Annotated in this window: 11 protein-coding genes; 1 reads left to right on the top strand and 10 read right to left on the bottom strand. The window is 43.5% G+C overall.

Features of this window, described 5'->3' with window-relative positions; all coding sequences use genetic code 11:
* Positions 1-63 precede the first annotated feature (63 nt).
* The 8 genes from pnpS to FFM84_RS08700 all read right to left on the bottom strand — a co-directional run bounded on the left by pnpS (position 64) and on the right by FFM84_RS08700 (position 10,014).
* Positions 64-1,470, bottom strand: a complete 1,407-nt coding sequence (gene pnpS, locus FFM84_RS08735; RefSeq protein WP_130845314.1) for a two-component system histidine kinase PnpS — start codon at positions 1,468-1,470, stop codon at positions 64-66.
* Positions 1,463-2,191, bottom strand: a complete 729-nt coding sequence (locus FFM84_RS08730) for a response regulator transcription factor (protein ID WP_130844886.1) — start codon at positions 2,189-2,191, stop codon at positions 1,463-1,465. The genes pnpS and FFM84_RS08730 overlap by 8 nt, the downstream gene beginning before the upstream one ends.
* Entirely contained in the window at positions 2,191-3,366 is a 1,176-nt protein-coding gene (locus FFM84_RS08725; RefSeq protein WP_130844885.1) for a PDZ domain-containing protein, read from the bottom strand. Before FFM84_RS08725 ends, FFM84_RS08730 begins: the two co-directional genes overlap by 1 nt.
* Before the next feature lie 182 nt (positions 3,367-3,548).
* A protein-coding gene (gene prfB, locus FFM84_RS08720) for a peptide chain release factor 2 (RefSeq protein ID WP_130844884.1) occupies positions 3,549-4,665 on the bottom strand; the annotation gives its coding sequence in 2 pieces (ribosomal slippage) (positions 3,549-4,592 and positions 4,594-4,665; 1,116 coding nt in all).
* A 95-nt stretch (positions 4,666-4,760) separates the two neighbouring features.
* On the bottom strand, positions 4,761-7,124 hold the full coding sequence (gene secA, locus FFM84_RS08715) for a preprotein translocase subunit SecA (protein ID WP_130844883.1): 2,364 nt from the start codon (positions 7,122-7,124) through the stop codon (positions 4,761-4,763).
* A 199-nt stretch (positions 7,125-7,323) separates the two neighbouring features.
* Positions 7,324-7,887, bottom strand: a complete 564-nt coding sequence (gene hpf / locus FFM84_RS08710; RefSeq protein ID WP_130844882.1) for a ribosome hibernation-promoting factor, HPF/YfiA family — start codon at positions 7,885-7,887, stop codon at positions 7,324-7,326.
* Between the two features lie 134 nt (positions 7,888-8,021).
* Positions 8,022-8,624: a ComF family protein gene (locus tag FFM84_RS08705; RefSeq protein WP_225425286.1), complete on the bottom strand. Its 603-nt coding sequence runs from the start codon at positions 8,622-8,624 to the stop codon at positions 8,022-8,024.
* A gap of 37 nt (positions 8,625-8,661) precedes the next feature.
* A complete protein-coding gene (locus FFM84_RS08700; protein WP_130844880.1) occupies positions 8,662-10,014 on the bottom strand; it encodes an ATP-dependent helicase ComFA in 1,353 nt (450 codons plus the stop codon).
* Between the two features lie 63 nt (positions 10,015-10,077).
* Here FFM84_RS08700 and FFM84_RS08695 point away from each other — a divergent pair, with 63 nt between their 5' ends.
* A complete protein-coding gene (locus FFM84_RS08695) occupies positions 10,078-10,722 on the top strand; it encodes a YigZ family protein (RefSeq protein ID WP_130844879.1) in 645 nt (214 codons plus the stop codon).
* Between the two features lie 55 nt (positions 10,723-10,777).
* On the opposite strand, the gene FFM84_RS08690 is transcribed toward FFM84_RS08695, so the two are convergent.
* Together FFM84_RS08690 and FFM84_RS08685 are read right to left on the bottom strand one after the other, a co-directional pair.
* Positions 10,778-11,674, bottom strand: coding sequence for a phosphate ABC transporter substrate-binding protein PstS family protein (locus FFM84_RS08690; RefSeq protein ID WP_130844878.1), 897 nt, complete (start codon positions 11,672-11,674; stop codon positions 10,778-10,780).
* Positions 11,675-11,968: 294 nt separating this feature from the next.
* Positions 11,969-13,066: a glycosyltransferase family 4 protein gene (locus FFM84_RS08685; protein ID WP_130844877.1), complete on the bottom strand. Its 1,098-nt coding sequence runs from the start codon at positions 13,064-13,066 to the stop codon at positions 11,969-11,971.
* Positions 13,067-13,202 lie beyond the last annotated feature (136 nt).

Raw genomic sequence — 13,202 nt, 5'->3', positions numbered from 1 at the left:
ACGATGAGTAAGTTTCAACCTTTAGCTGATCAACAAAAAACGGCTAAAAACTGAAGCCTAGCTTCAATCTTTAGCCGTTTTCTTTGATTGTACTGGTAAACTCACCGTCATCGTGGTACCAACACCCCGTTGACTGGTAACTTGAATATGGCCGTGCATCGCACTCACTAATTCTTTGACAATAGACAGACCTAACCCAGTCCCACTAACTTCTTGTTGTGAACGGGAAGCACTTGCCCGATAAAATCGTTCAAAAATTCGCTGTTGATCTTCTGCACTGATCCCAATACCTGTATCTTGCACGCGTAACAACCACTGATCAGTCTCAGTGACTGCCGTGATGGTTACTCGTCCTCGTGGTCGATTGTACTTAATCGCATTCGATAATAAGTTTTTAATGACCGGCGTTAACTTTTGTAAATCTCCCGGTACAGTTAACGTTGACGAGATTTGATTATCGATCGTCAGTTGATGTTGATCAATTGATTGTTGCAATAGTGTTAATTCCTGACCGACAACCGTTGCCAACTTCACCGGTTGTTGTGTCCCCTTACTTGGCACTTGTGCGCGAATTCGTGATAACGACAACACATCTTGAATCAGATCGATTAAACGCTGACTCTCATCGGCAATAATGTGTAAGAATTGTGTTAACGTTTCCGGATCATCTTTAGCACCACTTAACAACGTTTCTGTAAACCCAGCTATAGCTGTAATCGGGGTCTTCAACTCATGGCTGGCATTACTAACAAAATCATCTTGCATCTGCTCAATCATGTAAACTTCCGTGATATCATACAGCATCAACACAATTTGAAAACGAGCTCGACTACTTTGAATGTAAACCGTCGTGGCTTCCACAACTTGCGTATTAGGAGCCGGTTTTAGGGTTATCGTTGCGCGCTGGTTTTGTTGTGTCGCGATCGTATCTTCAATCAACTTTGTCAATGCATACAACTGAATATCTTTCGTATACACATGCGCCACAGTATTAATGGCTTGTTGCAATAATTCAGCCAGTGCTGGATTTGATAATTGCACTTGTCGATGATGATCAATCACCATGACGCCGACCGGTAAATAACGCATGATCATCATCAATTCTTTTTCTTGCAGTTGTGCCCGTTGCGTTTGACTACGCTGAAATGACTCCAATTGATTGACGGCCTGCGACAAACTGTATAACGGATCACTCTGTGGTAAAAGAATATGTGGTGGAAATTGTCGACTACTCATTTGTCGCAACTTGGCTTCCATGCGATCAATGGTCTTTTGCCGTTCATGTTGTTGAAACCAAACGAACCCAAGTTCCAACATGGATAGTCCGACAATAACTAGAACGAGCCAACCAACGACTACCCAAGACCAATGAATTTTAGCGTAATGTTGCATCACGACGATCACTAAACATAACATTAATACATTTTCTAACGTCAGTAGTCGAACCGTTCGTTGCCAATGATTACCCATAATCTTCACCCACGAATTCATACCCAAATCCGCGGACTGTTCGAATTAAACGTGGCTTTTTAGGATCTAACTCAATTTTTTCTCGCAAATGGGAAATGTGGATATCAACAATGCGCGTTTCACTAGCATAGTCGTAACCCCAAACATGATTTAAAATCGCATCACGACTTAATACCCGACCTTCACGTTCAATAAAATATACCAATAGTTCGAATTCTTTCGGTGTCAAACTAATTTTTTCACCATTGCGTGTCACCTGGAATTTATCTTGATCAATGCGCAAATCGCCAATTACCGTAATGGCCCGATTGACTGGTTGACTCACTGGTTGTGGCGATTCGACAGTCTCAGGTACTGCGCGGCGAATCACCGCTTTAATCCGTGCTAACACCTCTCTTGGTGAAAATGGTTTAGTGATATAGTCATCGGCACCTAGCTCTAGCCCAAAGACCTTATCAAATTCATCGTTTTTAGCCGTCACGATAATAATCGGGGTCCGAACCTTTTCTTGTCGGAGCCGCTTTGTGACTTCCATCCCATCAAGTTGTGGCAACATTAAATCTAACAAAATACAAGTAAATGATTGCGCTAACCCCAATTCTAGCGCATCTTTTCCGTTAGTTGCTGTCACTACTTCATAACCAGCCTGTTTCAGATTATATGACAATAACGTCACAATTGCTGGTTCATCATCTACCACTAAAATCTTATCCATGGTCATTAATCCTCCTGATCAGTGAATAATACAATCCCTAACTCATGTGGTGCACCACTATAAATCGCGGTTTCGGTAATAATTAATTCTTGTTGCCGATTTCGGACTTTTAAATGAACATAGGTCGGACTCTGCAACAACGCGGCGTAAAATTGCGCCTCGGTATGCACAGGCTGGCGGTTACATTCTAAAATCACGTCACCAATACTCAAATTGAGTTTATCAGCTGGTGTTTTGGGACGCAACCCGATAACCCGGACCCCTTGATCCGTATCAGAATACCAAAATTGTTGATGACTATCATGGTAACGATGTTGCCCTAATAGCAACCAAGTTGCCACCATCATTAGCCCCATTAGTCCAAGCAGCCACTGCGGTCCTAAAACGGTAAACCGCGCGATAATCGCTAACACCAAAGTCGCACCAGCTAATAACAAGTAGCCCCCTGCTAGTCGCCGCCAAGCCAATTTTGGTAACTGCTTGTACACTTGAACACTAGCACCGACTAACAACGGCAAGAGTAGCACACTATAGCTGTGTGAGCCAATTTGAAAGACCGGCCACCAACTCATCGTTGCATGAAACCAATCACCGGGGACTAAGACGCCCATTGGAACAACTAATAGTTGTTGCCAGCGATAACGAACAATCCGCTTACCACGCTGATCTGGTCGAATTTGTGGCGAATTAAGTTGCGTATTACGACGCGTTAATAACCACGCCATACCCGCCAAGATTACCGCTAAGATTACCAGCCCATTGATCACCAGGCCACTGCTCAAACTAACCGTCGTGACACCATGCATTTGCAGTTGCCAAGCCACCCGATTCAAATGTGGATTAAAGCCCCAATAAATTAACCAGCTCAACCCAAAGACGGTTATTGGTAAATAGCCCCAAGGACTAACTAATAAGCTTAAAACGGCCAATAATTCATAAATAACGACCCAAACTGGCGACACCACTAAGCCTAGTAATAAGCCGATGATAGTGGCGATGATCCCCAGTCCAAGACCATCTTTAAAGAAATTGCGGCTTTCTACATAACGTGCTTCAATCGCACTACGATAGTGATGCCGTTCATAAGTCACGCGTTGGCGGGCCGTTAACCAACTCCGAATTAACCCCAGCCAGACCAATGGTTGTAACAAGAACAATTCCAATACTTTCAATACCTGCATGCGCGTTACTCCTAACGTTAAACTCTGAAGTTAGTATAGCATTTTTACTGGTTCAGACCAATGCTGATTCTAGCAACTAACCCTTGATATTAATGCTTTAATACAACATCATTATAATGCTGATAGACAAAAAAATACTAAGCAGACTCATCGATTGCACAGTCAACTTAGTATTTTCTTTTTTATTGTGGATTTTTTTGTGCCAAACGCCATTGTAGATAAGCATCAATAAATGGGTCCAACGCACCATCCATGACGGCCTGACCATCATGAGTTTCATAGTTTGTCCGATGGTCCTTGACCATCGTATAAGGATGAAAGACATATGACCGAATTTGCGATCCCCAACCGATTTCCAGTTGTTCGCCTTGAATTGCTGCACGTTCTTTAGCCTTTTCCGTTTCTGCTAATTCATACAATTTAGCCCGCAACATATTTAACGCGGTTTGCCGGTTTTGCAATTGTGACCGTTGGGCTTGACTTGCCACGACAATTCCCGTTGGCAAATGCGTAATCCGCACCGCTGAAGACGTCTTGTTAACGTGCTGACCACCGGCGCCACTAGCCCGGTAAACATCGACTTTTAACTCATCAGGTCGAATATCAATATCGACATTATCCGCTAATTCCGGCATGACATCTACGCTAGCAAACGAGGTATGTCGGCGACCAGCCGCATCAAATGGCGAAATTCGAACAAGCCGATGAACCCCTTTTTCAGAACGTAAATAGCCGTACGCATTATGACCACTAATTAATAACGTGACACTCTTAATGCCGGCCTCATCACCCGCCTGATAGTCAGCCGTTTCCACTTTAAAGTTATGACTAGCTGCCCAGCGCGTGTACATTCGTAACAACATCGCGCCCCAATCTTGTGATTCCGTCCCACCGGCACCCGGATGAATTTCCAAGATCGCGTTATTTCGATCATAAGGCCCATCTAAGAGCAAGTTCAACCGATATTGTTGCAAGTCATGTTGGGCTGTTTCAAAATCGCGTTCAAAGTCAGTCTGCATCTCAGCGTCTGGCTCCTCATTGAGTAATTCATAGGCCACAGCTAAATCATCGACCTCACTTGCCAAGGTATGATAAGCGTCATACTTGGCTTTTAACGCGTTATTATCATCAATTACCGTTTGCGCGGCAGCTTGATCATCCCAAAAACCGGGTTCGGCCATGCGGGCTTCATTTTCTTGGATGCTTTCGTTCAAGGCATCTAAGTCAAAGCGACCCCCTAAAGTCGACGACGGCACTTTGCATTTCTTCGATTAAATGTTTATATTCACTTAATTCCACAAAGAAACCTTCTTTCCACTTATTATTAAATTTATTTTTACAAAAAACGTAGTCGGCCTCCAACTGAGCCCAACTACGTTTTCTAGCGTTCATTATTAACGTTGGATATTTTGACGGATTTCCGACTTCATGAATAAACGGGTGGTATCGTAATCGATATCAGCCACCATTTCCTCAAACATCCGGTAACCATCACGTTGGTATTCAACTAACGGGTTCAACTGACCATAGCCCCGTAAACCAATTGATTGTCGTAATTGATCCATCGCATCGATATGATCGGTCCAATGCGAGTCCACCACGCGCAAGACAACGACTTTTTCAAATTCAAGCATTTGATTGTCATCGTATAATTGCTTGGCTTTAGCCGCGTAGACGTCATCAACACGTTTCATCAAATCAGCTTCAATCTCGCTTTGAGACTTACCTTGTAAATCTTTAATCGCGATTGAATCTTCATTAACCATGGCAGCTTGCGCAAAGTCAACAATGGCTTCCAAGTCCCAATCTTTTTGATCGCCTTGCGTATGCAATTGGACAGTCCGTTCAACAGTCCGCTTGATCATCGGCATAATGACTGGCTTTAAGGACGTTTCTTCCATGATGACTTGTTGCCGTTCACCATAGATGACTTCCCGTTGGGCCCGCATAACATCATCATATTGTAAGACGTTCTTCCGTGAATCGTAGTTATTCCCTTCGACCCGCTTTTGAGCGCCTTCCACTTGACGTGTAATCATTCGTGATTGGATCACGGCATCATCATCATCAACTTGCATCCGACTCAAGAAGTTCTTGATTCGTTCAGAACCGAATCGTAACATCAAGTCATCTTCAAGTGACAAGTAAAATTGTGACATACCAGGATCACCTTGACGACCGGCCCGGCCACGCAACTGATTATCAATCCGGCGTGATTCATGACGTTCAGTCCCAATAACGGCTAAACCACCAAGTTCTCTGACACCAGGTCCCAATTTAATATCGGTCCCCCGCCCAGCCATGTTGGTCGCAATCGTAACCGCGCCACGTTGACCCGCGTTAGCAACGATATCGGCTTCTTTGGCATGGTTCTTGGCATTCAAGACCACGTGAGGTACACCGGCTTCTTCAAGTCGTTGTGACAAATATTCAGACGTTTCAACAGCAACCGTCCCGATTAACATCGGTTGGCCTTTTTCATGTAATTGCGTAATTTCTTTAACCACGGCGTTAAACTTGCTCCGCAATGTTGGATAGAGCAAATCAGCACGGTCGTCACGAATCATTGGCCGATTGGTTGGCACCGTGATAACTTCCATATTGTAGATTTCACGGAATTCTTCTTGTTCCGTTTTAGCCGTCCCAGTCATCCCAGATAATTTTTGATACATCCGGAATAAGTTTTGGTACGTGATATTGGCCATGGTCTTGGTTTCTTCTTGGATTTCAACATGTTCCTTAGCTTCAATCGCTTGATGCAAACCGTCAGAGAAACGCCGACCATCCATGATCCGTCCCGTAAAGGAATCGACGATCAAGGCTTGACCATCTTGAATCACATAGTCTTTATCTTTTAACATGATATAGTTAGCACGCAATGCTTCATCTAAGTAATGATTCAAAGCAGTATTATCCGTATCATATAAGTTATCTAAACCAAAGTACTTTTCAGCTTTTCGAATCCCTTCATCAAGCAAAGCCACCGTCTTCGATTCCAAATCAACTTTGTAATCTTCGTCTTTAGTTAACGTTTTGGCAAAGCGGTCCGCCCGTTTGTACATCCCAGTCGTTCCTTCAGATTGACCAGAAATGATCAACGGTGTCCGCGCTTCATCAATTAAAATCGAGTCAACTTCATCGATAATCGCAAAGTTCAATGGCCGTTGAACCATATCTTCACGATAAACGACCATGTTGTCCCGTAAGTAATCAAACCCAATTTCACCGTTAGTTGAGTAAGTAATATCAGCGTTATAAGCTTCCCGTTTTTCTTCAGGTGACTTATTGGCACCATTAATACCGACACTCATACCTAACCAGTTATAGAGTTCACCCATTTCAGTCGCGTCACGCGCTGATAAGTATTCGTTAACCGTGACAACATGAACCCCTTTACCTGCAATCGCATTTAAATAAACAGGCATCGTCGCCGTTAAGGTTTTACCTTCACCAGTTTTCATTTCAGCGATATCGCCTTGATGTAAGACAATTCCACCTAAAATTTGAACGTGGAAGGGATATAGTCCCAAGACCCGTTTGGCCCCTTCTCGGGCAGTCGCAAAGGCTTCAGGAAGCAAATCATCTAAAGATTCGCCTTCTTTGTATCGTTCACGAAATTCTGGGGTTTTCGCTTGTAAGTCAGCGTCGCTTAACTTGGCATATTCATCCGCGTAAGCTTCAACTTTATTTGCAGTTTTGTCCAGCCGCCGAATGACACGTTTGTCGCTTTCAACCCAGCGTTTTAAAATGTTGGCCATTTACTTAATCCTCTCCAAATAGTAATTCTTTTAAGTACCGATTCAATAGCATATTTTTGAAATAAAATATCAACTGTCATTTTACCATTTTTTAGCGCTAATGAAAACCGCACGATCCGAATGAAACCGATATCTCATCGTAAATTATCCGCAAAAAAAAGACTGGTCCCAGACCAGTCCTCTTGATTACTCGTTGATATTATTGATTGTCGCCAGTTTCGATCAAGCCATAACGACCATCATTACGACGATAAACGATGTTGATTGCATCGGTTTCCGCGTCTTCATAGATAAAGAAATCATGGCCTAACATATCCATTTGTAGGATGGCTTCTTCATTATCCATTGGCTTCAACGCCACACGCTTCGTACGTACAACATCTAACTTATCGTCCTGATCGTTATCAGCAGCAACCGTTTCATCAGTAGCTGCAAAGTCAATCGCTTTAAAGCCCTTTTCACGAGACTTACGGTTAACCTTTGTCTTATACTTACGGATTTGGCGTTCGAGTTTATCGGTAACCAAATCAACACTGGCATACATATCAGGAGAAGTTTCTTCTGCCCGGAGAACTAAATATGGAAGTGGAATCGTTACTTCGACTTTAGCCGTTTTGTCTGGGTGAATCTTCAAGTTTACGTGGGCAATTGAGTCAACGTTGTTGTCAAAGAATTTTTGTAACTTACCCACCCGTTTTTGAACGTAGTCACGAATAGCTTGTGTCACTTCGATATTTTCACCGCGAATATTAAAATCTAGCATAGATTATCTCTCCCTTCACACACATTAACTGTGCACCCAAAGTAATCAAAGGACCACTCTTTCATTACTTTGCTTAAATTCATTATAATAGAAAGCGCTACAATAAACAATCCAAATGCCAATTTTCGCAATATTTAACGTGCTACCGTTAGCCCTATTACCGACTTGGCACCGTTTTCTAGCATGACCATCGCTGCATATCGAATTGTTCGACCAGTCGTATAAACATCATCGACAATCACGACCGTTTTCCCGGTCAAATCCGGGTGTTCAGCCGCCAACTGAAATGGCTGCGTCGTTAATAGACGGTCTTGGCGATTCTTCGTGGCTTGTTTAATCGCTTTTGTTGTCGCTAGTGTCACTAACCAACCATCATTTTCGCCCGCTGCCAACCATCCCGTCACTTGGTTAAAGCCACGCGTCTGCATGGTTGCTGGATTAACCGGAATTGCCACAACAACATCAGCCTTAATCGTCGACAATGTTTGCTTAAGCCGTGCTTGAAAAACAGCCCGTAGTCGAAAATCACCTTGAAATTTGTAAGCTTTAAAATAAGCTTGCATTGCTGAATTATACTCAAATAAAGCCTGATTATAAAACTGAGTTTGCGTTGGCCAGCGGCGACAATCCCGACAAACCTGTGGCTGTAATTGGGCCCGGCCGCAATCAGGACAAGCCGTCTGACGATCGATCGGACGGAATCCTTGCCAGCACAACGAACAAACAACTGGCCGCACGATTGGCTGCCAACTCAATACCCATTTTAAAGTTAGTTTAGTGGTTAGCGGTCGTTGACAAAGTAGACAATTCATTTAATAAGCGTTGTCCTTTCCGATTAACAAGATTAATCTGGCGTTGGGCTTGTTTCACGTGACGCGCATGACTGGCACAAACCATATGAACCGCACCAGTAGGCCGATCACGACTACGGCCAACACGCCCTGCAATTTGAACCAAAGCGGCAGTTGAAAATACGGCATCATCAGCACCCAACACGATCACATCAATACCAGGTAAAGTTACCCCACGTTCTAGAATGGTTGTCGTCACTAGATATTGAACCTGTTGATCACGCATCTGTTGGACCTTATCCAACCGTTCAGGATCAGCGGAATAAACCGTTAGTCCCATCATTTTTGGAAACATCCGTTGAATAGCCGCCTGCACAATAGCTAATTGACTAATCCGCGGCACAAAGATTAAAAAGCGGCGTCCCGATGTTGCATACTGTGTCAGCCAACGTTGAACCGGTTTGATTAATTTTCCATGTTGCAGGTGCGACCACCATTTTGGTGCTAAAGTCACTTGAATCTTTGGCAATAAGTGACGATGAAATCGCAATGGTAAGTAACTAATCGTCAATTGACCACGTTTTACTTGCTGTAATAGCTCCCGACTAGGCGTAGCCGTTAAATACAGTACCGCACCAGTGGGCTTGACCGCGTGTTCAACGGCATAAGTTAACCTTGGATTAGCCGCAAACGGAAACGCGTCAACTTCATCAATCACCAAAACATCAAAAGCTTCGCGAAATCGCAATAACTGATGTGTCGTGCACACGGTCAGTTGTCGATAAACGTAAGGTGCCGGTTGTCGACCATGTAAAACGGCGACTGTCGTCGTGGCAAAGGCCGCTTGTAAACGCGGGGCTAGTTCTAGACAAACATCCACTCGTGGTGACGCCACCGCGACACGCAATCCTTGCTGCAAAGCCCACGCTAACCCGGGAAATAACATTTCTGTTTTACCAGCCCCCGTCACGGCCCATAATAGGTGTCGCTGCCGTGCTTGAAAGGCAGCCTTGACCCGATTTGCGCAATCTGTTTGTGGCCCCGTTAATTGCCCATCCCAGGTTAAGCTTGGTAAATCAGTAAACGCATTCGGTTCCGGGAGATGATACAATGAAGTTAGGGTACTTACCCGTCCTAAGGTCAAACATTGATAACAATAATAGTGATGATCTGGCAGTTGCGCCCATCGACGTTGCAATTGACTGCCACATCGTAAACATTGTACCTGCTGCCCCGTCACCTTTAAAGCTGGCAATTTTTGGGTACCCGCTGGCAGTTGCTGGGCTTCAACCGGCGTTAATAATAATTGACGTCCATATAATTCTTTAGCTTGCATACTTAACCTCCTAACGGTAATTACGCAGCTAAGACCTATTCTTATTCAAGGAGGTTGGTAATTTTGACCACCCCATACTATACAATTACTACCGATACAACTTTTGAACAAACCATTAAAAAGTCACGTTTTATCGCTCAACTTTTTCGAATTAGTGACGAGGCTGATGCCCAACAAAAAATTGCGGCAGTTCGAGCGGCTGAATCCAAAGCCAACCATCACTGTTTTGCCTACGTCCTCGGCGATGATGATCATATTCAACGCATGAGTGACGATGGCGAACCGTCAGGCACAGCCGGAGTCCCTATTTTAGAAGCCCTTAAATTAAACGAGGTCCATGATGTCCTCGCAGTAGTCACCCGTTATTTTGGTGGCATTAAACTCGGTGCCGGCGGTCTCATTCGGGCTTACAACAATACCCCAGTTCAAGCAATTCAACAAATTGGTAAAGTTCAGCGCCTGTTAGAAACCAAGCTAGCAATAACCATTGACTATCGCCATGTTGATGCACTGAATTATTATTTAACTCAACATCAGTTAGCAACACTTCAAACCGACTACGGTGTCGCGGTTACCATGGTTATCGCTGTGGCAGTTCCAGCGGTGCCTGACACAAAAATTGAAATTAACAACTTGCTCAGTGGTCAGGCTACTTTTGCCGATCAAGGACAACAATTTGTTGAAGTTCCAATTGAAAAAAACGCCTAAAAAAAAGGAGCTACCCGCAATGGGTAACTCCTTTTTGGCTATCTAAAGTCTAGTTTTAATTTAATTGTGTAATTTTGCCAGACATGCCACGATCAACCTTCATAGAAGTTAACGGAATGTAGCCAAGCTTTTTAACAAGTGAGCCTTGAACGCCCTTCGACGTCATATAAGTTAAGAAGCTAGCGAGTTCACCGGTTGGTTTGCCCTTCGTATACATATGTTCATAAGCCCAAATCTTCCACTTGTTAGTCGCAACGTTGGCTTCGGTTGGCTTAACGTTATCAATCGATAATGGTTGCAATCCACTCTTAACGTAAGAGAACGCTAAGTAACTAATCGCACCAGGGGTCGTTGAAACGATCTTTTGAACCGTCCCATTAGAATCTTGTTCTTGGCTTGTGGCCACTTTAGCGTTATTTAATCCCCACTTTTCAAAAGTAGCCCGTGTCCCACTTCCTTGAGCCCGGTTAACAACGGTAATCTTTTCATTTTTACCACCAACGGCCTTCCAATTTTTAATCTTACCTTGGAAGATTTTAACTAACTGTGCCTTAGAGATATTGGTCACACCGGCGTCTTTGTTGACAACTGGTGCCATCCCAACAACGGCAACTTTATGATCAACCAAACCTTTACTATCCAAGCCAGATTGTTCTTGAGCAAATAAGTCGGAGTTACCAATGTTCACAGAGCCTTTGGCAACTTGGCTTAATCCTGCACCTGAACCGCCACCTTGCACGTTAATTGTCACATTGGCATGTTCATTTTGAAATTCTTGACCAGCTTGTTCAACTAACGGTTGTAACGCAGTCGAACCGGTGGCAACAATCTTAGTTGTTTTTGCTTTACTACTACTGCTACTCTTAGTACTTGTTGCTGAGCTACTCCCGCAACCAGCTAACAAGACCGTCATCGTCACGGCCAGCGCCCCAAATGTCACTGCTTTTTTCATCATAGAAACTCCCCTTCTCGATTTATCAAAATTAGTGCAATCAAGATTGCGTCATCAAAACCAGCAATTCTGGGTAGGAAGTGCCTTGTTGTGATACGAGCATGATCACCGTTTGATGATTTAAACAATCTTGATTGCCATTGGAACAATCTTAATATTACGAGTCGTTTGTAAATACAAAATAAGGTTTATGTAAAACCCTTGTATAGTTTACGTAAAGGTTAGTTAAATTGACCAAACATCGGTCAACAAAAAAAGCCTGTGAACCTTCATTGGTCCACAGACATTCAGTACTTAATGGCTACTTTTAGATGTAAAACGTGCCACGGTTCGTTTAATCCAATTCAATAGTGGCTGTCGGTTGTCACCGGCCAAACCGATCGCTTCCACAAACAATTCCAATCCAAACAACAACCCAATCGTTAACAGAATGGACCCGCCGATAGATGAAATGGGATAAAGCAGTGAAATGAACGAAAAGATCAGCGCAATACCATAAATAACCATCACCGTTTGCCGATGTGTTAACCCCAACTGCATCAACCGATGATGTAGATGGTGCTTATCAGCTTGTGAGATTGGCTTTTTATTTAAAATCCGCCGAATCATCGCGTAAACCGTGTCGGTGATTGGCACACCCAAAATCATGACCGGAATTCCGACCGAAATTAAGGTCACGTTTTTCAGACCGAATAACGAGAATACCGCGGTCATAAACCCAATGAACAAGGAACCAGTGTCCCCTAAATAAATTCGAGCCGGGAAAAAATTATATGGTAAAAAGCCTAACATCGCCGCAACTAATGTAAAGATCATCAATGAAACAAACGTATTGGCATTCAAAAAGAATAGACCAATGATCCCAGATGTACTCAAAGCGATAATCGAGACCCCGGTAGCTAAACCATCGAGACCATCAATCAAGTTAATCGCATTCGTAATCGCTAGAATCCATAGCAGCGTAATCGGTAAACTCAGCCAATGGAAGTGAATTAGGCCAATAAATGGGAACGTAAATGTCGTCATCCGGACGCCCCCAATAAAGTAAACTTCCAGCGCCGCTAACGTAATGCCCAACATTTTTTGCCGGGGTTTCAATTCATAAATATCGTCAATAATCCCAGTTGCCAAAATAATCAGCTCGGCACCGAGTAACGCGATAAATAACCGCGTCGGAAACTGATGCATAAAATACAGTAAGGTTGAACCAATCGTATACGATAAAAAGATTGCCAAGCCCCCCATGGTTGGCATGGGCACTTTATTGACTCGCCGTTGATTCGGTTTATCAACCGCACCGATTTTAAACGCAAGTTTTCGCACAAACGGCGTTAAGATTGCGGAGATCATCATGGTCGCCATTAAGCAGACTAAGATTTCAAATCTAATCATTTGCGCGTAACCCCTCTTTCGTTAATTACTGATAATTATACAAATCAAAGCCGTCCTTGACAACTTGATTCACAGAAACTTCCGAATTACAGGCCATTTCATCATAAAAAAGACGCGATTAGCCCCTAATTAGGCT

This window comes from Lactiplantibacillus mudanjiangensis (assembly GCF_005405385.1).
GTDB lineage: Bacteria > Bacillota > Bacilli > Lactobacillales > Lactobacillaceae > Lactiplantibacillus > Lactiplantibacillus mudanjiangensis.
This window is presented reverse-complemented; position numbering and strand designations above follow the sequence as displayed.

What these genes read in the sequence shown, in the direction of transcription:
- pnpS (WP_130845314.1), bottom strand. Translation starts at nt 1,470, where the DNA reads ATGGGTAATCATTGGCAACGAACGGTTCGACTACTGACGTTAGAAAAT.
- FFM84_RS08730 (WP_130844886.1), bottom strand. Translation starts at nt 2,191, where the DNA reads ATGACCATGGATAAGATTTTAGTGGTAGATGATGAACCAGCAATTGTG.
- FFM84_RS08725 (WP_130844885.1), bottom strand. Translation starts at nt 3,366, where the DNA reads ATGCAGGTATTGAAAGTATTGGAATTGTTCTTGTTACAACCATTGGTC.
- secA (WP_130844883.1), bottom strand. Translation starts at nt 7,124, where the DNA reads ATGGCCAACATTTTAAAACGCTGGGTTGAAAGCGACAAACGTGTCATT.
- hpf (WP_130844882.1), bottom strand. Translation starts at nt 7,887, where the DNA reads ATGCTAGATTTTAATATTCGCGGTGAAAATATCGAAGTGACACAAGCT.
- FFM84_RS08700 (WP_130844880.1), bottom strand. Translation starts at nt 10,014, where the DNA reads ATGCAAGCTAAAGAATTATATGGACGTCAATTATTATTAACGCCGGTT.
- FFM84_RS08690 (WP_130844878.1), bottom strand. Translation starts at nt 11,674, where the DNA reads ATGAAAAAAGCAGTGACATTTGGGGCGCTGGCCGTGACGATGACGGTC.
- FFM84_RS08685 (WP_130844877.1), bottom strand. Translation starts at nt 13,066, where the DNA reads ATGATTAGATTTGAAATCTTAGTCTGCTTAATGGCGACCATGATGATC.